Origin of the sequence: Paenibacillus glucanolyticus, assembly GCF_037333485.1 — a bacterium.
GTDB classification, from domain to species: domain Bacteria; phylum Bacillota; class Bacilli; order Paenibacillales; family Paenibacillaceae; genus Paenibacillus_AQ; species Paenibacillus_AQ glucanolyticus.
Map to the genome: position 1 here is coordinate 1,009,863 of NZ_CP147845.1, position 23,529 is coordinate 1,033,391.

Here is a 23,529-nt window from a genome sequence, read left to right on the forward strand (position 1 = left end):
TGTTTCAACGAGTTAGATAACGGGTTATGTAAAGGGAAAACAAATTATTTGGGAGAGAGTGTCTATGAATACAAAAACAAATGATAAGTTCAATGCCAAGACTCAGATGAGCGAGGGTGTATGTACTGTATTTTTGAGCGGTGAACTTGATCTGTCCGTCGCTCCGGATTTTCGATTAGTAATGGAACCTCTTGTCGGCAATTCCGAAGTAGACTTGATCGTCAACATGAAGGACATGACATATATTGATAGTACAGGTATTGGTATTCTTCTGTCGATACTGAAAGCAAGACACGGCATGGAAGCCCGTTTTGCAGTTGAGGAAGTTCCGCCGCAAATTCAGAAGCTGTTTGATATGACGGGTATTGCGAAGTTCTTTCAGTCGTAAGAAGTATTCCCAATAGGAAAGGATCGAAAAGAATGAATTCAGATGTACAAAGAGTAACACTTAATTTGCCTGCCAGTGCTGAATACGTGGATATCGTAAGGCTGAATCTGTACGGGATAGCTTCCAAGATGGGCTTCTCCTATGAAGAGATTGAAGATATGAAGGTTGCAGTGTCTGAGGCCTGCAATAACTCGGTTTTGTATGCGTATAGTCAGGAAGGCGGAATGGTAGAGGTATTATTCCAAGTGACTAGCGAGTCGCTATCCATTACGGTCAGAGACGAAGGGGAGAGTTTCGACAGTGTGGGAGCGGTTGGTAACCGTTCACTTCATGATAAAGATCTCAGTGAGGTCCAAATCGGCGGACTCGGCTTCTACCTGATGGAGGCGCTTATGGATGAGGTGAGCGTAACAAACCAGGCTGGAAAGGGAACCGAGGTTATGCTTACGAAGCGGCTTGCAAGAAGCGAGGAGCGGGTATGAGTGATAAGGTGACTCCCCCAGAGTCCAGGGATGAAGCAGTACATTTAATACAACAGTATCAGCAGACGAAGGATAACGATATCGCAACGGTGCTGATTAAGAAATATGAGCCGATGGTCAAAATGGCTGCGGGCAAAATTGCCCGGAATCGGCCGGATCTGTATGAGGACTTATATCAGGTGGGTCAGATGGCATTAATCCGTCTGCTTCAGCAATACGACATTAGCCTGGGGATTCCGTTCGAGCCCTATGCCATGAAGAGCATGATTGGGCATATGAAAAACTTCCTCCGCGATAAGTCGTGGTACATTCAAGTACCCAGACGAATCAAGGAGAAAGGTGCCTTGGTCCAGCAGGCAATTGATGAGTTAATGGTGAAGCTGGAGAGGTCTCCGGATGTGAATGAGATTGCAGCTTATCTGGATCTATCCGTTGAAGAAACCGTCGAGGTGTTAGCCGGACGGGAATGCTATCACTACGTATCACTCGATTCCCCATTATCTCAGGAAGAAACCGGAGCAACGCTTGGAGAGCTGATTAGCTCGGATGTGAATGACTTTGATTCCGTGGAGAAGCGAATGGATCTTCAGCAGGCGATGAGTCAGTTGAAGGAACAGGAGCAGAAGGTGCTGCTGCTGGCATTCCAGGAAGGGCAGTCCCAGCGGGCCATTGCTCAGAGACTTGGAGTATCGCAAATGAGTGTGTCGCGTATCCAGAAGCGGGCAACGGAAAAATTGAAGCAGATTATGTCCAATTCATCTTACTGATATGGACAAGCCCCGTAGTGACAGACGTATGGGAACATAAGGCACGCTTCCTCAATTATAGGAAGGCGTGCCTTTTTGGAACCGCAATATCCGGATTGAAATAGAAGGGAGTGGCAAAGAGAGTATGCTTGCGCCAGATAGAGCGGAGGGTCAGGATATATATACTTTTGCAGGAGGGTGGCAGTGGCATGATGTCCGAACGGATGATTGGCAATCCTCCTGGATTGGTGAACTTCGAACGCGTTATCCCTATACGTCCGAATGGTTTGATCTGGCATCGACGTTAAAGGATCGGAATTACTTGTCCGTTCGCTTCAAAGAGGGCGTAGAAACCGTTATTATGGGGACCATGCTCTATAAGGTTACGTCCGATCCTGATCATCACAAGTCGGAACAGTTCTATTTCTATTTGGACGATCATGTGTTGATTACCATTAATCTGGATGACCATACCCGTAGTGTGATGGCCAAGTCGGAGAGAACATCCATGCTCCATCAATGCCGGGGGCCTGCAGATGGCATGTTTGTTCTGGCACGGGCGATTCTGCATTATTATCATGCAGGGATGGATCAATTCGAATGCAATCTTCGGCTTGTTGAAAGTGATATGCGCACGCGCAACCGGCGAACCTTGATGGATAAGATCCTGTCGGCCCGGTTCGAGTTATTGGACTGGAGTAATCTGTTTATCCCATTTCAAGAGCTTGTTGCCGCCGCTAGAGAAGGCTATCATAACCAACTGGATGACAGCCGCTCCTTCCAGCAGCTCCAGTACAGAGTGGAGAGACTGGAGCAGCTGATCCACCATTATGAGCGCGAAATTGATACCCTTGTTTCTATTGATGATGCCATCTCCGGATTCCGCGGCAATGAAATTATGAAGACGCTGACGATTTTTACCGTCGTCTTCACACCGGCCACGGTGATCGGTGCCGTATGGGGAATGAATTTTGAGAACCTGCCGGCTATTAAAACATTCTGGGGATTTACGGCAATCAGCGCTTTCATCCTGCTGTGGACCGGTGGAATGTACCTCTGGTTGCGTGCGAAAGGATGGACGGGTGATTTGCTCCGCGTGAAGTCCAAAAACAGAAACATATAAAATCAAGGTTAGTAGGAAAATTTAGCGTCATAACAGCCCGGTACCTGCTTAGGTTACCGGGCTGTTTGTATGCAGCGAGAGCTGGCTAGGATTTGGATTGATCGATATATCCTTGCAGATCGGAGATGAAATCTCCAATCATCGGTACATTGACAAAGAAGCTGAGAATGTAGCCCAAGAGACCAAGCACAAGAGCCGTGCCCAGGGTTAGACCGAGCCCCCGGGACAGCCCGGCCGTGAGGTTGGCAATGATGCGTTTCTTGGGATTCATGTAATTGTCGATCATATCCTTCATTTCCGATTTCTCCAGGGTGGCCGCGATTTTGTCCAGACGAGTGTTCAGCTTCTTCACTTCATGCCGGAGCTCGAAAGGGTGCTCCTGAACATCATCTGCCGCGCTGGAGTGCCTTTCCTTGGTTGATGCAGATTCCTCCCGCTTTTCCTCATGTGGTCTGGAATGCCCCCCGCTTCGTGTTGAGAGGCTGGAGCCGCTGTTATATGGATTGGCTTTGCTCATGAGATATCCCCGCTTTCTTAGGCAGATGCCCCGTGTCATTTCACCTGCAGAACAATACACTAATAACAAGTAACCTTCTAACGCTCTGGCACAAAAATAGCCAGCTTTGTCAGCTGGCTATTTCGTGACTTCACGAATTAATAATTCGTAGTCGATTTTATTTCACGGCTGACATCGGAAGAGGTGTCCATCGCTTTTTCCTTCACGTCTTTGGAAGCACTGGATACCTCGTCGGACACATCCGCTGAGACTTCCTTAACGCTGGACATAATATTTTGACGGCCTTCATTCACCGTTGTCATGACATCGGAGGCTTTGCTGCCCACGGTTTTAGCCAGCTCAGAAGCCTTATCGCCTACAGTACAAGCAACTTCCTTGGTTTTATCGGTTACGATGCTCAGCTTCTCGGACAAATCGCCACGAAGCTCGCGGCCTGGCTTGGGAGCGAACAACAGAGCTGCTGCTGCTCCGACCAATGCACCGATAAAAGCACCTCTAAAGAATGTGGATCCGCCTTGTACTGGATTTTCTTGTTCTGTGTGATTCATAACTTTCACTCCTTTTAGTTAATATAAAGTTTAAACATATAAACACGAGTATCAGGCTGTGCGTCTAAACAATTTGGCAACAAGACCGAGCAGGAATACAAAGATGGCCGTACCGATAATAGCAGGTACAATGGCAAATCCGCCAATTACAGGGCCCCATGCTCCGAAGAGCCACGGTCCGAGCCACGCACCTACAAAACCTGCGATCATGGATCCGATAATTCCGCCCGGCATTTCATGACCCACCAGCGCATCCCCGATAATCCCGATGATGATTGCCATCACGATGCTGATAATGATTCCCCACATAGGATCGCCTCCTTTTTCAGAGCAATGTTTTTCGTGTGGGCTTGCTTATCTCGTAATTAAACGTAAGGCCACATCGTGAAACAGGGCAGACGGGAAACGGGGAAGAAAATGAAATGTCCATCCTCTGCGGAATTTACCCTGCTGTCATTTGCGGATTTTTGTACTATACTGGATAAGGATTTGCAATTATTATCGAATTAAAGATCTATTTCGATGTCACAAACACTCGAATTATTCAGGAACGATGCTGTCATAGACGGTTTATAGAAGGAGTCGTGCAACATGGATACTGTATTGGTGAAGGAATATCGAGCGGATATAGTGGAGTGCGTCCACAATGGACATATATGTATTGTTAATGATGAAGGAGCCGTTCAAGCCTATGCAGGAGACCCGGAATATGTCGCATTCACGCGTTCCTCCGCCAAGCCGCTGCAGGCAATCCCATCCATCCGTGCGGGATTGGCAGAACATTATGGGTTAACAGTAGAGGAAATTGCGATTATGACGGCTTCCCATCGGGCAGAGCCGGCCCATGTTGAAGTATTGGAGCGCTTTGCCCGCAAGGTAAGCATTGGGGAGTCCAATATGGTCTGCGCATCCAGTTGGCCGCTGGATGAAGGAAGCAAGGAATCTCTTTTGCGTGAAGGAAGCGATAAGAGCAAATGGTACCATAATTGCTCGGGCAAGCATTACGGCATGCTTGCCTATTGCCAGATGGCGGGATACCCGCTTAAAGGATATGACCATCCGGAACATCCGCTTCAGCAGGAGATTCTTGGAACGGTCTCCGATTTGGCCGGATTGGCACCCGGCGATATTCATCTAGGCACGGATGGATGCGGACTGCCGGTATTTGCTATGCCGCTCCGTGCTCTGGCCACCGCCTATATGAAGCTTGCATCCCCTGACCGGATCGAGGATGAGCCTACGCGAAAGGCGGTCCTTACGATCACATCGGCTATGAATGCATCTCCCTATATGGTTGCGGGGAACCACAAAGTGGACACCCTCCTTCTGGAAGATGATAACGTGGTGGCAAAAGGGGGCTTTAAAGGGGTGTACTGTTTTGGTCTGAAGAAGGAGCGATTGGGTATTTCGTTTAAAATCGCAGATGGTTCAGAGGAAGAGTGGGGCTGGATTGTTGAGTCCATACTGGAGCAAATCGGATACAGCAACAAGACGACCCTCCGGCGGCTGAAAGCCGCGTATCCCAAGGATCTATTCAATGATGAGGGACGCAGGGTAGGCAGGGCCGAAACTGAATTTATACTGACCCGCGTTTAAACAAGAATGATTAGATCGAAATCCGCCGGGGTATTAGAATAGTAAAAACGGCGGAGGTGACCGGCCATGATTAAGATCATGACGGCTGCGGAAAGACATACTACCCATGATGATGGTATTCATAGTGAATTCAGTTTTTCTTTTGGAGATTATACAGATCCGCATAATGAGCATTTTGGAAGCCTGCTGGCACATAATGAATATGTGCTGAAACCGATGGAGGGTTTTGATCGCAGGTTTCATCATGACTTGGTGATTGTCCATTTGGTGCTGGAGGGCAAGTTAACGTATGAGGATGATAAGGGGAAGTTTATGGAGCTTACCCCAGGCACGATTCATGTTGTGAATACAGGCTCGGGTGTATATCATGCAGAGAATAATGCGTCTTCCTCCGAAGATGTCCGTTATCTGGAAATGTGGTTTTTACCTGCTGAGCCGGGTCTTGAGGCCAGTCATCACCAAGGCGACTTTACACAAGCACAGCGATTAAACCAGATGCTTCCGATCATCGGATCGGGTGACGGTGAACGCAGCTTGCCCCAATCATTGGATGTTGTGATGTACAGCAGCATACTCGAGACAGGCAAAGAGCTGACGTACAGCTTATCCGAGGATAGGAGAATGCATGTGTACGTTATCAGCGGCCAGGTTGAAATATCATCGGAAGACGGAGTATTTGATATTTCATCCGGTGACGCCGCCAGAATACAGCGTCGTCATGAGCTGACCTTCCAGGGGAACTCAAGTGAGGGGAACTCGGAAGTAGTTATCATTGATATGCCATAGATTAGGACGGCAAAGCCCCCGGAAACTCGCGAATTTCATTAGCGAAGTTCCGGGGGCTTTGCCGTGGAATGGGTGTCTGCTTGGTTTCTTTACGATTTAATGATTTCCGCGAAGCTGGCCGAGTTCTGATACTACGGCTTCCACTTCGGATATGCTGAGATTTTGTTTATTCATGACCATATCATACAAGTCATAAATATCATCGTATTGGTTAACCGAGAAGGCGGAAGCCTGCATTGCAGCGCCTGTAGCCATCCGAAGCTTTGTTTTGATCTGCTCAATCATATACTCGACATTCGCTTGCGATTTTTCATTCAAGTTCATGTGTAACACCATCCTCTCTTCGGCGGATTTACGATTTTCATCCCTGTATTGTATCATGTTACTGTGCAGCTCGACCAATGTTTTTGCCATTGTGGACGTGAATAGGTTAAAATCAGGAAAAAACCTGTTTCAAAGGCATCGGTAAGCAGTATGGGAGCATGGATTAATGAGGAGGTCCGTCATGAGCGAACAAGCTGATAAACCGCCAATCGTATATGCCGCCAAGGCCAAAATGTCGGGCCACGAACTGATGGTTTTCTTTCAAATGATCTCGCAGCGGCATGCGATCGAAAGCATTGTGTTCTTATGTATTGGTACCGATCGTTCAACGGGGGATGCACTGGGACCGCTGACGGGAAGCCGGCTGGCGGCATATGGGTTCCCGCACGTGATTGGGACGCTGCCTGAACCGTGTGATGCCTTCAATCTTCAAGCGAGACTGAACGGGATACCCGCGGATAAGGTGATTGTTGCCATTGATGCGTGTCTGGGGCAGGCTTCCTCTGTCGGTTATTTCTTTACGAGTGAAGGTCCATTGACACCAGCCCAGTCTGTTGGAGGGAAGCTTCCTTCCGTGGGAGATTACAGTGTGGCAGCGGTTGTGAATGTGCAGGGTCCAAAGCCTTATTGGACCCTGCAGGTAACGTCCCTTTACCAAGTCATGGGGATGGCGGAGGAGATAGCACGGCAAGCGGCATTGGCCTTTAATCTTAGGACATAAGGCATGGCGTTTCAGCCTGGGTTGATTCTGTTTAATATAGATCATTCTTTATAAAATAATGGGTGTCTACCAAATGGCATCCGCTGAATAGAAAGAAGGGTATCGCTATGGAAAAAGTACAATGCAACGGCAGCACGATTTGTTATGTTGATCAGGGACAAGGTGAGCCGGTCATTTTGCTTCACGGGTTCTGCGGAAGCTCTGCCTACTGGGAACAGATTCTGCCATTTCTTCAAGGCTTCAGAGTCATTGTACCGGATCTCCGGGGACACGGACGGTCTGACGCACCGATGGGACCTTATACCATCGAACAGATGGCAGACGATGTACTCCAGTTAATGGATGAGCTCGATATTCCGAAGGCTGCATTACTTGGCCATTCCCTCGGAGGCTATATTACGCTCTCCTTCGCCCAGCGTTACGCTTCTCGTCTGAACGGCTTCGGCCTGATTCATTCTACGGGTTATCCGGACTCGGATGAGGCGAAGGAGAAACGAGTGAAGGCGGTTAGCACCATCCAAGGGGAAGGCATTACTGCTTTCGTTGACGGGTTGGTGCCCGGCTTATTCGCTCCTGGCACAGAGGATACCAAGCCGGAGTGTATTCAGCGGGCGAAGGAGATAGGCTACCTGACACCACCGCAGGGAGCAATAGGGGCGGCGCTGGCTATGCGTGAACGTCCGGACAGACGCGACGTTCTTTCGGCATCCATACTGCCTATCCTGCTTGTAGCCGGAGAGAAGGATGGATTAATTCCAGCAGAGCGTACCTTTACGACAGAGAATGACAATGTAACTCGCATTGTGATTGAAGGTGCCGGACATATGAGTATGATGGAGACGCCGGAGAAACTTGGCGAAGTGATTACGTCTTTCATGGAACAGCTTGAACATGAATAAACGCATGACAACCCTTGTATAGCTTATAATAAACGGATACCCCTTGAATCGGGGTATCCGTTTTATTTTTTTCATAATGTGTTTGGTTTGCTCCCATCATCCATCCTGGGCTGATCAGTGCTGTGTTGTTGAAGGTTACCCCGCGCTACTGGAATTCTGATCCCGGATAGCCTACAATTTAATCTAGATTGAGCTTAGAGTAATGAAGGCTGCGCCGCAGAGGGAATCTGCGAAGCTGCCCAGCGATCACAGGTGGGTGTCCGGCAGCGGAACTCATATTGGAAATATAACGATCAGGTCACTAGATGAATACGCTGCATTCGAAGTGATGCAGGTTAGGGGGCAAGCGTATGTTTCGCAGGGATTATCTCGTGCGTCTTATAGAGGATATGTCACAGATGATTGCCAAGGTGTTTTCGCTGAAGCAGGAGCGCAAGCACACAGAAGCGCTCTGGGAATTGGATGATCTATTCAAACGGCAGTTCCGGTTGAATTCCCAGCTGCTTCGCTCACTGTCTGCTTCCGATATTGAGCAGTTATTTCGAAATCACGGCTATCTGGAGGCGGACAAGCTGCAGAGTGCTGCAAGACTAATGGAAGAGGAAGCCTCCATTCTGCTTGAGTTGGAGCGTGAAGAAGCAGCAGCGCTGCTCTATACCAAGGTCTTTCAGTTATATTTGAAGGCTGCCCTGCAAGGGGCCGATCCCAAGCTCCTGAACTTGCCGGAACGGATACACATCGTGAGGGAGCGTTTAAAGTCCTATGCATTGCCTGACACCGCTGCGCGGGATTACTATGCATATGCGGAGCAGCAGGGGATGTATGCGGAGGCCGAGAACATCCTTTATCAATTGCTGGATCACCGTGCGATTGAATATAACGAAGCGCTGCAGTTTTATCAACGATTACAGCTGAAGTCGCCTGAAGAGCTAGTCAATGGAGGGCTTCCTCTTGAGGAAGTCCGCGAAGGAATGGATGAGCTTCACCGTCGATTCCAGCATTCGGAGGAGGACGGTGGCGAGCAATCTATCCGTCAGGATTAACCTGTCCCTGTCTATACCATAAAGAAAGTGAGATGTACCTTTTGGATACATTAAGAAAATTGATTCATAACATCATGGAAGAAAGATCATTAATTACGGCTACACTGAGCCAGCTTCGCAAGCGGGAAGGCATGACCTACAGCAAGGTGACGATCAAGCCCGTAGATCTCAAGAACAAGCTCCACTATCAGTTCGCCTATTATTCGGGCACCAAGGTAACCCATCAGAACGTGCCGTTGGATGAGGCGGAGGCCGTGCTGGTGGACTTGTTCGAGAATGTATTCCGGCAGGCGATGATCTACACACCGGAAGCGGATTATCAGGTTCTGATATCCAAGAAATACAAGGTTTCGATTCTGACGAAATCGCCGTCCAAGACGAAGACAGATTTATCCCATAACCGAAAAAAGACGTACATTCTCGAAGAGGGGGAGCCAGTTCCGTTTTTGGTGGAGCTGGGCATTATGAACGAGGATGGCAAGGTGTTTGCCCGCAGATACGATAAGTTCAAGCAGATTAACCGTTTCTTGGAGATGGTTGAGGATGTTCTTCCCCATCTGCCGGAGAACCGTCCGTTGACCATCGTCGATTTTGGCTGCGGTAAATCCTACCTGACCTTTGCCTTGTATCATTATTTGGCGGTAACCGCACGCAGAACGCTGAATATTGTCGGATTGGATCTAAAGGCGGATGTGATCGAACACTGCAGTATGCTGGCGAAAAAACTGAACTATAACCAACTGCGGTTTCTTGTCGGCGACATTGCGGAATATGACGAACTGGAGCAGGTCGATATGGTGGTTACGCTGCATGCATGCGATACGGCAACCGATGCAGCGCTGGAGAAAGCAGTCCGTTGGGGGACCTCGGTCATCCTGTCGGTGCCTTGCTGCCAGCATGAGCTGTTCGCCCAAGTAGAGAGTCCCATCATGGAGCCTTTGCTGTCCCACGGTATTCTGAAAGAACGCTTCTCGGCGCTTGCGACAGATGCGATCCGGGCCAAGCTGCTGGATCTGATGGGGTACAAAACGCAGCTTCTGGAGTTTATCGATATGGAGCATACGCCCAAGAATATCCTGATCCGTGCGGTCAGCGGTTCGGCCGGTGATCGGGATAAACTGTGGCAGGAGTATACCGCGTTTCGCGATTTTCTGAGCGCTTCGCCATATCTTGAGCGAGCGTGCCAGGATTTATTGCCAAATGCAAAAAAATAATTCGCGTTGACCCTGTGAACGATGAAAGTCCCTCATATCCGCAAGGCTATGGAGGCGTAAGCAGACTAATTCATGTTGACCCTGTAAACGATGAAAGTGCGAGAGCTCACTTTCATCGTTTTTTGATTATGCTCTATCTGAAATCAGCACCTTGACGGATGCTTTGGAATGCGAAAACAATCGACCCTCTTAATGTATTCATCACGCCCACGGTGCGTGGTCCGAGGTTTGCTTGGACGACTGGTGAAGCTAATGGACTGGAGCGAGCTTATCTGCCATAAAAACCAGAGTTTGATTTGCTAACGGACATGAGGGTTCTTATTTGCCCAAAAACAACCCCAAAGATGCGTTCAAATGCCGAAAAAGGGCTGTGGTGTCCGTTAGTTCTTACAAGTTCTCGATTTCGTTGAAATAACCTCTCCCTGGTCCGTTAGGATGATGTCATACTCCCCAACAGTGTCACACTCCCCAACAGTGTCATACCTCTCAACAGTATTACACTGATGCTGTGGCTACTGTGGGAGGAGAGGGATTCAATGCTTATGTAGAGGCTATAATCAAACCGGCTAGATAGGGCTCTGCAAAACCCGAAGACTCTAAATTCTTCTTCAATACGCCTGTCCTGATCTTCTTCTGAATCGATTGGTCCAAGCGTTGTTTCTGCTTCTAGACAACTTTACAAAGTCATTTGCGTCTGTGAGCCGGACAATATGGACCGTACTGTAAACCATCCCCTAATCCAGCAAGGAGTTCACCGCCAGTTCCATAAGAATAGCCGTGTGGTTCCTTGTCCAAAATGGATAATAGGTTGTGTTGACTCTGTGAGCCGAATGGATGAAGGCCTTGAAATGAGCATCCACATGCGAGGGTTACACACACATTCCTTATGGAATCGGGGTGTTCATTCATGGTACAGACCACATTTCGTTATGGGGTTGTGATGCTGATCGTTCTTCTGCTTGTCGCTGGTGTTCGTACAGGAATGTTCTTTGATATGGACGTATATCTGATCGGAACAGGTTTCGGTATGCTCCTGCTGGTTATGGCGGGAGTACGGCTGTTCGGAACACGCCGGAGGGTGGCGGCAGTTCAGCGTGTCATGATGCCGGATACTCTGCTGTTTGATAGAGGTCTGCCCGTTATCCTTGGATGTATATGCGGCATCCTGTTGCTTTATGGATTTCATGGAATCAGAGGGCCGCTGTCGCTGGAGGGTACGATGAAGGAGATCGTTCTGTGGGCAGGTTATGGAGCCTTTGCAGCTGCTGCATGGAGCGTGTGCCGTACAGCAGAGGGTCTGAAGGCAATGCGGATGGGCTGGCATCTGCTGGGGGCAATTTTGTGCGGCAATGCGCTGCTTGCCGTGTACGGGCTCCTGGAGCTGCCGTATGGGATTCACCATACGGCGGATGCGGCGATCAGCGCGACGGGCGCGAGGCTTGGCGGACTGCTTCAGTACCCGAACACGTTCGGGGCCGTGATGGCCGCCTTCCTGCTGGAGCGGCTGTTCGCGCTGCCGTCCGTCCCGTGGACTCGGACGAGCACGCTCCGCGCAGCGGCGGCCTTGCTGCCGCTGCTGCCCTACACCGCCGCGCTCCTCCTGACGGAGTCGCGCGGCGCCTGGCTCGCGGCCGCACTCGCGTGCGCGGCCGGCTTCGCCAAGGAGCGGCGTGCCTTCGCGCCGCTCCTTGTGGCTGCCGCCGCGCCTCTGGCAAGCGCGGCGCTGCTGTACGGCCAGCTGGCTGCTGCCCAGCTGGCTCCAGCGGTGCTGCCCGGCCTGCTGTGGCTGGCCGGGCTCTGGGCCGGCGGCGTCCTCGCCGGCCTGCTGCTGTGCCGCTGGCGGCACAGCGCGGGGCCCCGGCGGCGATATGCCGCGTTCGGGGCATCGGTGGCGGCGGCGCTGCTCGTCGCCGCCGCAGGCGTGCTGATCCTGCTGCAGGTGCAGGATCGGGCACTTGGCGGCGCGGCAACGCTTAGCGCGCGCCGCCTCATGTACAGCGACGCGTGGCAGCTGGCCCGGTCGTCGCTGTGGCTGGGACGGGGAGGGGAGACGTGGCGCCAATCGTACCTTGCCATTCAGTCCCAGCCTTATGTCGGAGCCGAGGTCCACAGCGGATATATTGATATTTTGCTGGACACAGGTTTCATCGGATTGGGACTCGTCCTTATTCTGCTGATCTTTGTTCTGACCAAGCTCATGCAGGCAAACCCCCGAGCCATGCCCCCGGCCATCGTACTTATCGCGCATGCGGCAGTCGATTTTGACTGGAGTTTTGGACTGGTATGGCTAATGCTGCTGTGGATCGCAGCGATCGGGTTGGCTGAAGGCATCTCCGGCCAGGAGCCCCGGCATGGACATACTGCAGCGCAAAGGCGCTGGCAATTCAAGCTGGCGGTACCACTACTAGCGGTCGTCCGGGAAGGAAAACAGGCCCATCCGGCTTGGAGGCTGCTCAGTCTGACAGCCATCCTGATGCTGCTGGGCTGGACAGTTCTCGCAGCTTCCTTGGGCATCAGCGAAGTCAACCGCCGTGCTGCTGCATCGGCTTCAGACGGAGGACAGATCGCGCTGCTCCAATCCGCATTAAAGTGGAATCCTGCCAACACGAGTGCAGCAATGAGCTTGTCCGATCGGCTGCAGCCCAATCAGCGAATCCCGCTGCTGAAGAGGAGTATGGTCTATGCACCCGAACACCCGGGGCTTAGCTGGAGGCTGGCAGAAGCGTATTCCCTTCGAGGCGAATCAAAGGCAGCGGCGGCTTGGTATGACAGGAGCCTAACCCTGGACCGCTTCAATGCAGTTAAGCAAACCCGAGCCGTGCTGAAGCTGGCCTCCCTCGCGGACTGGCACCATACGGCAGGAGAGCAGGCCGAATCGATCCAAGCAGCTCGGTCTGCTCTGGCCATCCTACAGCGCTATCGTTCTCTTGCCGGAGGACTTCATGACATCACCCAACTTCGAAATGATCGGGAGTTTTATCTGACCATGCTTGCGAACCGACAAGCGAAGCGTCTGGAGAACAGGCTCGGTCTAGGACATAAACGCTTAAGTTCTCCAGGCCACCGATTGTGAAATCATGAGTCGAAGGATGCCGCTTCCTTGTTACGCTTAGGGTTTCATGGCAACTGAAGGCAGCAGGGGCTACCCGCCAAAAGCATCCCGGAACGCGGAAGCCAACTGGCGTTCCGGGACCTCCCATAACTCTGCCAGCTCACTGCATACCTCTTTTTCCCACCACTCGCACAGCAGCTTTTTGTTGCTATGGTTATCGTGGATCCAGATCAGGTTGCCAATCACTTTCCGGTAATACAATTCTTCTCCTTGCTTCAGGCTTTCCGGGGGAATGTACAGCTTGAGGCGTTTGGTCGTTCGGTATAATTCTTTGCTGCAGGCCCGCCTGATACCGCGGGGGGAGGGGGGCTTGCTGCCGGGTTGTTTGGCATGGGGAGAATGCATACGTGACTCACTCCTTTGCTTCACCATATGTCCTGAAACGGGCGGAAGTCACTGTGCCGCCTATAAATGGGCGCAGTAGAAGGCATGTCCCGGGCTGTGTTAGAATAGGCTAGTATAAGAAATCAACGCAGTAGGGAAGCGGGGGACGGGCGTGGAATTCTTTTACGAGGCTGTCGGTCAATTGTTTGCATGGATCCAGCAACTGGGTTATTTCGGCATCATGCTCGGCTTGATGGTAGAGGTCATCCCGAGCGAGATCGTATTGGCATATGGGGGATATCTGGTTTCCTTGGGCGAGGTTCATTTTCTGGGGGCCATGCTCTTCGGTACCATTGGCGGCGTATTGGCACAGTTGTTTATTTATTGGATCGGCCGTTACGGCGGAAGACCCTTCTTGGAGAAGTACGGGAAGTACATATTGATTAAGAAGAAGCATATTGATTACGCCGAGGAGTGGTTTGGCAAGTACGGCACGGGCGTTATTTTTACGGCCCGGTTTGTGCCTGTTGTCAGACACGCTATATCGATTCCGGCCGGCATATCCAAGATGAATGTAGGCCGATTTACGCTTCTGACCACATTAGCCGTAATTCCGTGGACGGCATTATTTTTATACCTTGGCTTGCTTCTGGGAGACCAGTGGGAGCACATCGATGAGAAGGCAGGGCCATACGTGCAGGAAATTCTGCTGGGAGCACTGGCCGTCATGATTCTTTATTTTTTGATAAAATGGATAAAATCAGCGAAGGCGAGGTCGTAACGAATGAGTATGAATATGGCAAATCATTTGGGAACAGGCATATCTCCTCAACAGTTTATGGATGGCATGCAGAAGAATCAGGACACCTTCAAGGCAGGGTATGAACAGTTTGCCTGGGAGAATGAAGAGGACAAGGAGTTTTTCGAGAGTCTGAATTTCCGCGATGACCTGCGGGTCCTTATTCTGGCAGCGGATTGGTGCGGTGATGTTGCGCGTAATATTCCTGTGGTGTTCCGTGCGATGGAGACGGCGGGAATCGAGACCGAAGTGCTTATTATGGAAGAAAACCTGGATGTCATGGATGAGTTCCTGACTATGGGTGGGCGCTCGGTGCCGGTTGTTATTATTTCCGATACCGGTGGTCATGTTCTCGGCACATGGGGACCGCGTCCGGCACACGTACAGAAGTTCATGATTCAGTTCAAGCAGGACAACCCGGATCGTGAAGCACCGGATTATCAGGATAACCTTGCCGCAGCACGTCAGAGCATCATTCAAGCCTATGGAGAAGGATACGAGGTTCACGCTGCTATTATTAAGGAATTGCGCGAACTGATCTCGGGATTCTAATCATGACACTTCATATTGAAACCTTCAATTTAGGACCGCTTCAGACAAACGCCTACCTGCTGACAGGCCCCGTGGAAGGCAAAGCGGTTATTATTGACCCGGGGATGAACCCGGGTCCCTTGCTTAAGCGGATTGCCGATTTGGAAATTGAAGCGATCCTGCTGACGCATGCACATTTCGACCATATGGGCGGCGTCGAGGAAATCCGCAAGCTAAAGGGCTGTCCCGTCTATCTGCATTCCATTGAGAGCGATTGGCTGACCAATCCGAAGCTTAACGGCTCATTGATGTGGCCGCAGGTGAGTGCGCCGTTGTCAACCGAACCGGCGGAGTTTGATTTGGAGGACGGACTGGAGCTGCAGTTGGTTGGACATACGTTCAAGGTCTATCATACGCCGGGTCATTCCCCGGGTTCCGTCAGTTTTCGGAGTGGAAACGATCTCTTCTCGGGCGATGTGCTGTTCCGTTTAGGTGTGGGACGCACGGATCTTCCGGGCGGCCGTGAGCGCGATTTAGTGGACTCCATTCAAAATACGCTGTATACATTCCCTGATGAGGTCGTTGTTTACCCTGGACATGGACCAAGGACAACCATTGGCTATGAAAAGCAGCGGAACCCCTACGTCTCCGCGAGTCGGTGAGGATAACATCCGACAAAAACCGGGAATATTTGTCTGGACAAGTTAAGACAAGATTGATACAATACGGTTAATTAAATGTTACCCATTGCGAAGCACGCAGACTGTGGAATTTATCCCGGTTTGCGTTCTTTTATTTTATGGGGAGTTTTGGCATGGACGTGATTAGGGGGAAGCGCCTTTGAGGAAGGATCATCTATCGCTGTTGAACGGGAATGTTACAAGAAGCGACGAAGTTGATCGACAACCCGAGTCGAAGCGGCCAGCTCAGACGGAAATAACTTCGGTTGTCTGGGACCGGCTCGTGAAGGACGAGGGAATAGCGCAGCAGCCATGGTTTCATCGGCTGCAATGTATAAGATTTAATGAATGACATTGGAATGCAAACCTGACACCCTCATCATGAAGTTTTAATTTTAATCTAATCGCGAAGGCAGCCGGAACATGGTCGGCTGCTATTTTTTTGTGCGTTTTACAGACTTCCTGACGAATTTAAGTCTCATTATAATGGGACCTATATAAATTACATCATTTGGTACAGGATAAAGGCATGAACCATTTGAACGATTGGATCGGGTTCGTCGTATTACGTATGCAAGACGAAAGAAGGTGATGAGTTCATCATGCTCCCTGATGAAGAGGATTTGATACGGCAAGCGCAGCGGGGAGATGCTGCGGCGATGGCCCAACTATTCAAGCAGCATTACTCCTTTCTCTATAAATATTTGCTTAAAGTGACAATGGATCCGATGATCGCGGAGGATACGGCACAGGACACCATCGTTCGATGCATGGAGAATATGGCCCGATATAACGGAACTTCGTCCTTCTCCTCATGGATGATCACGATTGCTACACGGCTGTTTATCGATCAAGCCCGGCGTAAGAAACGGGAGAAGAAATGGCTGGAGCAGGAGGGGGTTCAAGCGGCAAGGCGGATGCGCTGGCAGATGGAGCGGCGGGGTGAAGAATGGACGGATATGCTGGACGGATTATCCCGTTTATCCGAGGATCACCGGATCGCGATATTGCTGAAGCATTATTACGGCTACAGCTATGATCAAATCGGAAGCATGCTGGGCATACCCGAGGGTACAGCGAAATCACGGACAGCATACGGCATTAAACAGCTGCGAAAGGAGATGGGTGACGATGGCCAAAGTACCTGAGAATGAAGACGATTTATGGATTGAAGGATTGAACACGGAGATGAAGCGGGTAGATCAATTGTTTGACGATGTGCCGTCACCTTCCATGGAAGGACTGCAAATGCTGGCCGTTCATACGCTGGAGCGTCAGCGGCGACGGATGAGATATGAATTCATGCTCTTTCTCTTGGTTGCATCTTTTATCGTGGGAGGGGGATTGCTGGCCGCCCTGGCAGCGCCGCTTATTCTTCTGTTCATTCACGGGATCGGAATGATTGCGGGCATTGCCACTCTTCTATTTTCCAAAAGACTGAGATCTGCCGGAAAGAAGGGGACTCCATGAATGAAATGAATGAGTCCTCGATTTGGATCATTATTGCAGCCGTTGTACTTGTGCTGGTACAAGGGACATGGCTGTTCTTGGATGCGAGGAAGCGGGGGCTTGGCAAAATGGCTTGGTTTTGGGGGATATGGGGCTCGACCACATCGCCGACACCGCTGATATTTTACTGGATATTCGTTATCCGCAAGAACCGCCGCAAGCCTTAAGTTCTTTCATTATATAGAAAAGAGGAGGATCATTATGGAGATTAATTGGGGATTGATTTGGCCGATCCTTGCACTGCAAGCGATTCTCGCTGTAACAGGTCTTGTCTCACTGTTCAAGGCAGAACCGGCGAACATACGAGGACCGAGATGGATGTGGGTGCTCATTATACTGCTCGGCAACATTCTGGGCAGCATTGCTTATTTTGCCGCGGGGAGGAGGGAGACATGACGGAGAAACTTCTGAGTATTCATGAACTTACCAAAAGCATTGGAAGCATCACGCCGGTCAAAGGCATATCGTTTGATCTGAAGCGTGGAGGCTGCACGGCACTGCTGGGCCCGAACGGCGCAGGCAAAACAACGACCCTGCGCATGCTGGCAGGATTGATTCCCCCAACACGGGGAGAGATCAAGCATGGGTCAGCGGATAAGCAAACAAACGACTGGCGACATCGAATTGGCTACTTGCCGCAATACCCGAAGTTCTACAGTTGGATGAGCGGTAAGGAATACTTGTCTTTCAGCGCCAAGCTGTCGGGATTGTCCGGACAAAAAGCGCTCCAGCGGAGTCAGGAAGTGATCGAGATGGTTGGACTCCAGCAAGCATCCAAACGGCGTATTTCCGGTTATTCCGGCGGGATGAAGCAGCGGCTTGGCATTGCTCAAGCGCTTGTGCACGAGCCGGAGCTGATTATGCTGGACGAGCCGGTATCTGCACTCGATCCGATCGGGCGCCGCGAGGTCATGGATTTGCTGAACCGTCTGCGAGGAGAAGTGACGATTCTGTTCTCCACCCATGTGCTTCATGATGCGGAAGAGATTTGTGATGACATGGTGCTGATGGTTGACGGAGAAATTGCAGAGAAGGGTGCGCTGAGCGAGCTCCGTACCAAATACCGGCAGCCGGTCCTCTCCATTGAGGTAGAACCAGGAGAGCGTGAACTTGCATGGCTCCACGGTCTCTCCAAGCGATCCTTTGTCCAAGAGGCAGAGGTTGGCAAACACAGAGCGAAGCTGACGGTAACGGATATGGGGGCAGCGCGTGCAGCGTTAATCAAGGAGCTTGCGGATAACGGGATCGAACTCCTCCGTTTTGAAGCAGGTACTTCCTCGCTGGAGGATATGTTTATGAAGGTGGTGGGCCCATGAAGCCGTTCTGGATTTATTATCAAAAGGAGATGCTCGAAGCCAGCCGTACTTACAAATGGATCTGGGTTCCTGCGGTTTTTCTGCTTCTTGGCATTATGCAGCCGGTATCTACTTATTATTTGCCGGAAATTTTAACTATGTCGGGGGAGGTTCCTCCGGAAGCGGCGGCATTGTTCACGATTCCGTCCGCTGATAGTGTCATGGCATCAACGTTAAGCCAGTTTAGTACCATCGGACTGCTGGTGCTTGTACTGGCCGGGATGAACACCGTAGCAGGGGAGCGGGCAACCGGTACGGCTGAGCTTGTACTCACCCGAACGGTATCCACGCTGCCGATGATGGGCGCGAAATGGGCAGCCATGATGACTTTAATGTTGGTTTCCTTCGCGCTTGGGCTTGCCGGTGCAGCGTATTATACGCATCAGCTCATTGGTCCCTTGGAATGGGGGGCCGTGGCGAGCGGCGGATTGCTGTATGCTGTATGGCTTGCCTGGATCGTAACGCTAGTTCTTCCGCTTGGTGCGGTCCTTCGAGGTCCTGCCGCAGCGTTCATTAGCTTGGGAACGGCGGCTGCTCTCTCGCTGTTGTCCGGCTTGCTGCCTTCCCGTTTTCAGTGGAGTCCGGGCCGGTTAAGCAGTATGGCTGCAGAGTGGATGCTGGGTGCGGGAGCCGGTGCTTGGGCACCTGTCATCGCTGCTTTGCTTATCATGCTGCTGTCCATTATCGCTGCTGCAGGGCTGCTCAGAAGAAGTCCGTTATCTCCGCAATCCTAGTTTCCATGGGAGATTCAGGTTTATTCTGAATCGCATGGACATCTCTATCTTTTTTTAGTAGACTATGAAGATAAGAAAAGCGTCTATCGACGTAGTTTCTCGAAAGACAGCCCGCTGTAGCGGAAGTTTTTCTTGTGAGACAAGGAGGATAAACCTCTGAAGTTTATTATTTCTTATCTCTAAAAAAAGGATGGACAACTCAGGAGGTAGACGATGCTGCGTTTAGGGGAAAAGATTACAATCGTCGCGGACGCCTTTGAGCAGAATCTTCCAGTTGGTCAATACGGTTATATAATCGCTTATGACCGAAATCCGGACAATGCGTTCGATTACGTCATTCGGATTCCGAGCCTCAACCGTAATTTTTTTGTTCCGGCAGATGATGTAGAGCTGGAATCGATCGTGTTGAAACAGGAAGCCGAGCGGGTCGAGCGGGAAGCGCTCATCGATTTCGCCCTGTCGACATATAATGAGAAGCTGTTTCGTCAAGTGATGAACGGCGAGTTAGAAGAAAGTGTTGAAGAGGAAGAAGAAACCAAGGAAGCAATGTCCCAGGCGGATTTCATCAAACAAGTGAATCTGCGTGCCTGGATTTAGAAGAGTCGGCTGAGGCCGGCTCTTTTTTGAAGTGATCAGACGTATCCTAGGAAGCAGAAAGCTTCAGCCGATTGGATTGAATCTTCCATGCTTCTACAATATAATGAGAAAAGTTATCGAGACAGACTTTACCCCTTTAATAGGACAGGGGCATGAAGGAGGACGCACAGCCATGAGCATTACCGATAAGGATGTTCAGCATGTAGCGAAGCTGGCCCGTTTGAATTTGACGCCTGAGGAAGAACAGATGTTTACCGGCCAACTGAATGCGATTTTACAATATGCCGAGAAATTGAAAGAACTGGATACAGAGGGTGTTGAGCCGACAACGCATGTGCTGCACCTCAGCAATGTCATGAGAGATGACGAAGTGCGCGAGAGCTTGCCTATCGAGAAAGTGCTGCTGAATGCACCGGATGAGGAAGACGACCAAATCAAAGTACCTGCTGTATTGGAATAGCCTGAAGGGAGGATACACACTTGAGCCTGTTTGATTACAAGTTAACGGAGATACATAATAAGCTCCAGAACAAAGAGCTTTCGGTCACCGATTTGGTTGACCAAGCCTTCAACCGCATTTCGGAAACGGAGGATCGGGTGAAAGCATTTATTACGCTGGATGAAGAAGGTGCGCGTTCATCTGCCAAGGTTTTGGATGATAAGCTGGCTGCAGGAGACACGCGTGGACTGTTGTTCGGTCTTCCTGTCGGAATTAAGGATAACATCGTAACGGAAGGACTTCGCACAACATGCGCAAGTCAGTTTCTGTCTAATTTTACGCCAGTATACGATGCGACGGTTGTCGGTAAATTGCGTGCAGCAGATACCGTAACAATCGGGAAGCTGAATATGGATGAATTCGCAATGGGGGGCTCGAACGAGAACTCCAGCTTCTACCCCGTACGCAACCCATGGAATCTGGATCGGGTTCCAGGCGGATCAAGCGGAGGCTCGGCAGCAGCCGTTGCTGCGGGCGAGGCATATTTTGCGCTGGGATCGGATACAGGTGGATCAATTCGTCAACCCGCTTCCTATTGCGGTGTCGTTGGATTGAAGCCAACCTATGGACTGGTGTCCCGGTTTGGCCTCGTTGCCTTTGCCTCTTCGCTGGATCAGATCGGACCCCTGACTAAAAATGTCGAAGACTCCGCTTATGTCCTGCAAGCTATCGCAGGTTATGACCAGATGGATTCAACATCTGCCAAAGTGGACGTGCCGGACTATCTTAGTGCTCTTTCGGGTGACATTGCGGGACTGCGTATCGCTGTGCCTAAGGAATACTTGGGCGAGGGCGTTGACGCGGAGGTGAAGGAGACCGTCCTGAACGCACTGAAGGCGCTTGAAGCGCTGGGAGCGACTTGGGATGAAGTTTCCCTGCAGCATACGGATTATGCGGTTGCTACGTATTATTTGCTTGCTTCTTCGGAGGCTTCCTCGAACCTGGCCCGCTTCGACGGCGTACGCTACGGCGTTCGTTCGGACAATGCAGGTAGCCTGATCGATCTGTATCATGAGTCCCGCAGCCAAGGCTTTGGTGATGAAGTGAAACGACGCATCATGCTGGGCACCTATGCCCTCAGCTCGGGTTATTACGATGCCTACTATTTGAAGGCACAGAAAGCTCGTACCCTGATTAAGCAGGATTTTGATAAAGTATTTGAACAATATGACGTCATCATCGGACCAACGGCTCCTACGACAGCTTTCAAGCTGGGGACTCAGGTGGATGATCCGCTGACGATGTATTTGAATGATATCCTGACGATTCCTGTCAGCTTGGCGGGTGTGCCGGCCGTGAGTGTTCCATGCGGATTCGCAGACGGACTTCCTGTAGGCATGCAAATTATCGGCAAAGCCTTTGATGAGTCGACCGTGCTGCGCGTAGCGCATGCTTATGAGCAAAATACAGAACATCATAAACGGCGCCCTGAACTGTAAACCGGCGGCAGAGAAGGAGGGAAACAATAGATGTCTACATCGAAATATGAAACGGTTATCGGATTGGAAGTGCACGTAGAGCTGCATACGAATTCCAAAATATTTTGCGGTTGCTCCACGGCGTTCGGAGCACCGCCGAACACACATACATGTCCCATTTGCCTTGGCCATCCCGGCGTACTGCCTGTATTAAACCGCCAGGCGGTGGAATATGCGATGAAAGCAGCCATGGCGCTGAATTGCACCATCGGCGATGTCAGCAAATTTGATCGCAAGAACTACTTCTACCCGGATTCGCCCAAAGCGTATCAAATTTCTCAATACGATCAGCCGATCGGTTTAAACGGCTGGATTGACATTGAGGTAGACGGGAAGACGAAGCGGATTGGCATTACCCGGCTTCATCTGGAAGAAGATGCGGGTAAGCTAACTCATGTTGACGGCGGATATGCCTCGCTGGTTGACTTTAACCGGGTAGGAACACCGCTTGTTGAGATCGTATCCGAGCCTGAGATCTCAACGCCTGAGGAAGCCAAAGCTTATCTGGAGAAGATGCGTGCGATTATGCAATATTGTGATGTCTCGGACGTGAAGATGGAAGAGGGCTCGCTTCGCTGTGACGCCAATATCAGTCTTCGTCCATGGGGACAGAAGGAACTGGGAACCAAAGCGGAACTGAAGAACATGAACTCCTTCCGCGGTGTGCAGCGCGGCTTGGAATATGAGCAGTTCCGGCAGGCTGAAACGCTGGATGAAGGCGGTGTAATCGTTCAGGAAACCCGCCGCTGGGATGAAGCGCAGGCCAAAACCTTCTCGATGCGCGGCAAGGAACAGGCGCATGACTATCGCTATTTCCCGGACCCGGATCTGGTAACGGTGCATATTAGCGAAGAATGGAAGGAGTCGGTTCGTGCAACGATTCCGGAGCTTCCGGATGCTCGTAAGGCACGTTATGCTTCGGAATATGGTTTGCCGGACTATGATGCTGCGGTGATCACGTCGTCCAAGCTGCTGGCAGACTTTTTTGAGGACAGCTTAAACTATACCAAGGATGCTAAATCCGTATCCAACTGGATCATGGGTGATTTGCTGGGTTACTTGAACTCGGGCAATCTGGAGCTGTCCGATGTGAAGATCTCGGGTCAAGGCTTAGGCGAGATGATCGGATTGATCGAGAAGGGTACCATCAGCAGCAAAATCGCCAAAACCGTCTTCAAAGAGATGCTGGAGAGCGGCAAGCTGCCTGCTGTAATCGTTGAGGAGAAGGGACTCGTCCAAATTAGCGATGAAGGTGCCATCAAGAGCATTGTCGAGCAGGTTGTCGCGAACAATCCGCAATCCGTTGAGGATTATAAGGCAGGTAAACAGAAAGCGATCGGCTTCCTGGTTGGGCAAGTAATGAAAGAGAGCAAGGGTAAAGCCAATCCTGCTCTGGCGAATAAACTGCTGGTTGAGGTACTGAACGGATAATTAGCCAAAACAGCAGATAACCATTACCCTCGAATTATTTCTCAAGAAGCGGAGCTTGTCCTGTTTAGGGGCAAGTTCCTTTTTACAATGAAA

30 protein-coding genes are annotated in these 23,529 nt (G+C 50.7%); 25 read left to right on the forward strand and 5 right to left on the reverse strand.

All coding sequences use genetic code 11. The features are described from left to right. Nucleotides 1–64: 64 nt before the first annotated feature. The 4 genes from WDY75_RS04675 (at nt 65) to WDY75_RS04690 (ending at nt 2,739) form a co-directional block, all read left to right on the forward strand. On the forward strand, nt 65–388 hold the full coding sequence (locus WDY75_RS04675; protein WP_006212700.1) for an STAS domain-containing protein: 324 nt from the start codon (nt 65–67) through the stop codon (nt 386–388). A 32-nt stretch (nt 389–420) separates the two neighbouring features. Next, nucleotides 421–870, forward strand: a complete 450-nt coding sequence (gene rsbW, locus WDY75_RS04680; protein ID WP_036643480.1) for an anti-sigma B factor RsbW — start codon at nt 421–423, stop codon at nt 868–870. Next, the gene (locus WDY75_RS04685) at nt 867–1,637 is read left to right on the forward strand and encodes a sigma-70 family RNA polymerase sigma factor (protein ID WP_006212698.1); all 771 of its coding nucleotides are present in this window, start codon (nt 867–869) and stop codon (nt 1,635–1,637) included. Before rsbW ends, WDY75_RS04685 begins: the two co-directional genes overlap by 4 nt. Nucleotides 1,638–1,761: 124 nt before the next feature. After that, nucleotides 1,762–2,739 carry a magnesium transporter CorA family protein gene (locus WDY75_RS04690; RefSeq protein WP_006212697.1) on the forward strand — a complete coding sequence of 326 codons (978 nt, stop codon included), beginning with the start codon at nt 1,762–1,764 and terminating at the stop codon, nt 2,737–2,739. Nucleotides 2,740–2,824: 85 nt separating this feature from the next. On the opposite strand, the gene WDY75_RS04695 is transcribed toward WDY75_RS04690, so the two are convergent. The 3 genes from WDY75_RS04695 to WDY75_RS04705 form a co-directional block, all read right to left on the reverse strand. Continuing rightward, a complete protein-coding gene (locus tag WDY75_RS04695; protein ID WP_006212696.1) occupies nt 2,825–3,256 on the reverse strand; it encodes a DUF5665 domain-containing protein in 432 nt (143 codons plus the stop codon). Nucleotides 3,257–3,393: 137 nt separating this feature from the next. Then, the gene (locus WDY75_RS04700) at nt 3,394–3,804 is read right to left on the reverse strand and encodes a YtxH domain-containing protein (protein WP_006212695.1); all 411 of its coding nucleotides are present in this window, start codon (nt 3,802–3,804) and stop codon (nt 3,394–3,396) included. A gap of 51 nt (nt 3,805–3,855) precedes the next feature. Beyond that, nucleotides 3,856–4,113, reverse strand: coding sequence for a GlsB/YeaQ/YmgE family stress response membrane protein (locus WDY75_RS04705; protein ID WP_006212694.1), 258 nt, complete (start codon nt 4,111–4,113; stop codon nt 3,856–3,858). Nucleotides 4,114–4,395: 282 nt separating this feature from the next. Here WDY75_RS04705 and WDY75_RS04710 point away from each other — a divergent pair, with 282 nt between their 5' ends. Together WDY75_RS04710 and WDY75_RS04715 are read left to right on the forward strand one after the other, a co-directional pair. Then, nucleotides 4,396–5,400 carry an asparaginase gene (locus WDY75_RS04710; protein WP_006212693.1) on the forward strand — a complete coding sequence of 335 codons (1,005 nt, stop codon included), beginning with the start codon at nt 4,396–4,398 and terminating at the stop codon, nt 5,398–5,400. A 66-nt stretch (nt 5,401–5,466) separates the two neighbouring features. Continuing rightward, entirely contained in the window at nt 5,467–6,186 is a 720-nt protein-coding gene (locus WDY75_RS04715) for a pirin family protein (RefSeq protein ID WP_006212692.1), read from the forward strand. A gap of 96 nt (nt 6,187–6,282) precedes the next feature. On the opposite strand, the gene WDY75_RS04720 is transcribed toward WDY75_RS04715, so the two are convergent. Continuing rightward, the gene (locus WDY75_RS04720) at nt 6,283–6,510 is read right to left on the reverse strand and encodes a DUF1128 domain-containing protein (protein WP_006212691.1); all 228 of its coding nucleotides are present in this window, start codon (nt 6,508–6,510) and stop codon (nt 6,283–6,285) included. Nucleotides 6,511–6,691: 181 nt separating this feature from the next. Here WDY75_RS04720 and yyaC point away from each other — a divergent pair, with 181 nt between their 5' ends. From yyaC to WDY75_RS04745, 5 genes are all read left to right on the forward strand, one after another. After that, entirely contained in the window at nt 6,692–7,231 is a 540-nt protein-coding gene (yyaC, locus tag WDY75_RS04725) for a spore protease YyaC (RefSeq protein WP_063477773.1), read from the forward strand. Nucleotides 7,232–7,338: 107 nt separating this feature from the next. Continuing rightward, the gene (locus WDY75_RS04730) at nt 7,339–8,130 is read left to right on the forward strand and encodes an alpha/beta fold hydrolase (protein WP_006212688.1); all 792 of its coding nucleotides are present in this window, start codon (nt 7,339–7,341) and stop codon (nt 8,128–8,130) included. Nucleotides 8,131–8,480: 350 nt separating this feature from the next. Next, complete coding sequence (locus WDY75_RS04735) at nt 8,481–9,173, forward strand: DUF6483 family protein (protein ID WP_006212687.1); 693 nt, start codon at nt 8,481–8,483, stop codon at nt 9,171–9,173. A gap of 32 nt (nt 9,174–9,205) precedes the next feature. Further along, the gene (locus WDY75_RS04740; protein WP_063477772.1) at nt 9,206–10,387 is read left to right on the forward strand and encodes a class I SAM-dependent methyltransferase; all 1,182 of its coding nucleotides are present in this window, start codon (nt 9,206–9,208) and stop codon (nt 10,385–10,387) included. Between the two features lie 907 nt (nt 10,388–11,294). Continuing rightward, complete coding sequence (locus WDY75_RS04745; protein ID WP_082834248.1) at nt 11,295–13,460, forward strand: O-antigen ligase family protein; 2,166 nt, start codon at nt 11,295–11,297, stop codon at nt 13,458–13,460. A gap of 69 nt (nt 13,461–13,529) precedes the next feature. On the opposite strand, the gene WDY75_RS04750 is transcribed toward WDY75_RS04745, so the two are convergent. Continuing rightward, a complete protein-coding gene (locus tag WDY75_RS04750; RefSeq protein ID WP_063477771.1) occupies nt 13,530–13,844 on the reverse strand; it encodes a hypothetical protein in 315 nt (104 codons plus the stop codon). A 151-nt stretch (nt 13,845–13,995) separates the two neighbouring features. Between WDY75_RS04750 and WDY75_RS04755 the strand changes: the two genes are divergently transcribed. The 14 genes from WDY75_RS04755 (at nt 13,996) to gatB (ending at nt 23,436) form a co-directional block, all read left to right on the forward strand. Next, nucleotides 13,996–14,604: a DedA family protein gene (locus tag WDY75_RS04755; protein WP_006212682.1), complete on the forward strand. Its 609-nt coding sequence runs from the start codon at nt 13,996–13,998 to the stop codon at nt 14,602–14,604. 3 nt (nt 14,605–14,607) lie between these two features. Next, on the forward strand, nt 14,608–15,174 hold the full coding sequence (locus WDY75_RS04760; protein ID WP_006212681.1) for a thioredoxin family protein: 567 nt from the start codon (nt 14,608–14,610) through the stop codon (nt 15,172–15,174). Between the two features lie 2 nt (nt 15,175–15,176). Further along, nucleotides 15,177–15,815: an MBL fold metallo-hydrolase gene (locus WDY75_RS04765; RefSeq protein ID WP_063477770.1), complete on the forward strand. Its 639-nt coding sequence runs from the start codon at nt 15,177–15,179 to the stop codon at nt 15,813–15,815. A gap of 178 nt (nt 15,816–15,993) precedes the next feature. Beyond that, nucleotides 15,994–16,185 (forward strand): hypothetical protein, encoded by a 192-nt coding sequence (locus WDY75_RS04770; RefSeq protein WP_063477769.1) that lies wholly within the window; start codon nt 15,994–15,996, stop codon nt 16,183–16,185. Nucleotides 16,186–16,435: 250 nt separating this feature from the next. After that, complete coding sequence (gene sigY / locus WDY75_RS04775) at nt 16,436–16,981, forward strand: RNA polymerase sigma factor SigY (RefSeq protein ID WP_063477768.1); 546 nt, start codon at nt 16,436–16,438, stop codon at nt 16,979–16,981. After that, complete coding sequence (locus WDY75_RS04780; RefSeq protein WP_006212677.1) at nt 16,965–17,303, forward strand: YxlC family protein; 339 nt, start codon at nt 16,965–16,967, stop codon at nt 17,301–17,303. Before sigY ends, WDY75_RS04780 begins: the two co-directional genes overlap by 17 nt. Next, nucleotides 17,300–17,509, forward strand: coding sequence for a hypothetical protein (locus WDY75_RS04785; RefSeq protein ID WP_006212676.1), 210 nt, complete (start codon nt 17,300–17,302; stop codon nt 17,507–17,509). Before WDY75_RS04780 ends, WDY75_RS04785 begins: the two co-directional genes overlap by 4 nt. A 34-nt stretch (nt 17,510–17,543) precedes the next feature. Further along, nucleotides 17,544–17,738 carry a PLDc N-terminal domain-containing protein gene (locus WDY75_RS04790; protein WP_006212675.1) on the forward strand — a complete coding sequence of 65 codons (195 nt, stop codon included), beginning with the start codon at nt 17,544–17,546 and terminating at the stop codon, nt 17,736–17,738. Continuing rightward, nucleotides 17,735–18,658 carry an ABC transporter ATP-binding protein gene (locus WDY75_RS04795; RefSeq protein ID WP_063477767.1) on the forward strand — a complete coding sequence of 308 codons (924 nt, stop codon included), beginning with the start codon at nt 17,735–17,737 and terminating at the stop codon, nt 18,656–18,658. Before WDY75_RS04790 ends, WDY75_RS04795 begins: the two co-directional genes overlap by 4 nt. Then, a complete protein-coding gene (locus WDY75_RS04800) occupies nt 18,655–19,431 on the forward strand; it encodes an ABC transporter permease (protein WP_036643467.1) in 777 nt (258 codons plus the stop codon). The genes WDY75_RS04795 and WDY75_RS04800 overlap by 4 nt, the downstream gene beginning before the upstream one ends. Nucleotides 19,432–19,644: 213 nt before the next feature. Further along, nucleotides 19,645–20,028, forward strand: coding sequence for a hypothetical protein (locus WDY75_RS04805; RefSeq protein WP_006212673.1), 384 nt, complete (start codon nt 19,645–19,647; stop codon nt 20,026–20,028). Nucleotides 20,029–20,200: 172 nt separating this feature from the next. Next, nucleotides 20,201–20,488: an Asp-tRNA(Asn)/Glu-tRNA(Gln) amidotransferase subunit GatC gene (gene gatC / locus WDY75_RS04810; protein WP_063477766.1), complete on the forward strand. Its 288-nt coding sequence runs from the start codon at nt 20,201–20,203 to the stop codon at nt 20,486–20,488. A 20-nt stretch (nt 20,489–20,508) separates the two neighbouring features. After that, nucleotides 20,509–21,966, forward strand: coding sequence for an Asp-tRNA(Asn)/Glu-tRNA(Gln) amidotransferase subunit GatA (gatA, locus tag WDY75_RS04815; protein WP_063477765.1), 1,458 nt, complete (start codon nt 20,509–20,511; stop codon nt 21,964–21,966). A 30-nt stretch (nt 21,967–21,996) separates the two neighbouring features. Then, nucleotides 21,997–23,436, forward strand: coding sequence for an Asp-tRNA(Asn)/Glu-tRNA(Gln) amidotransferase subunit GatB (gatB, locus tag WDY75_RS04820; RefSeq protein ID WP_036643465.1), 1,440 nt, complete (start codon nt 21,997–21,999; stop codon nt 23,434–23,436). Nucleotides 23,437–23,529: the final 93 nt, after the last annotated feature.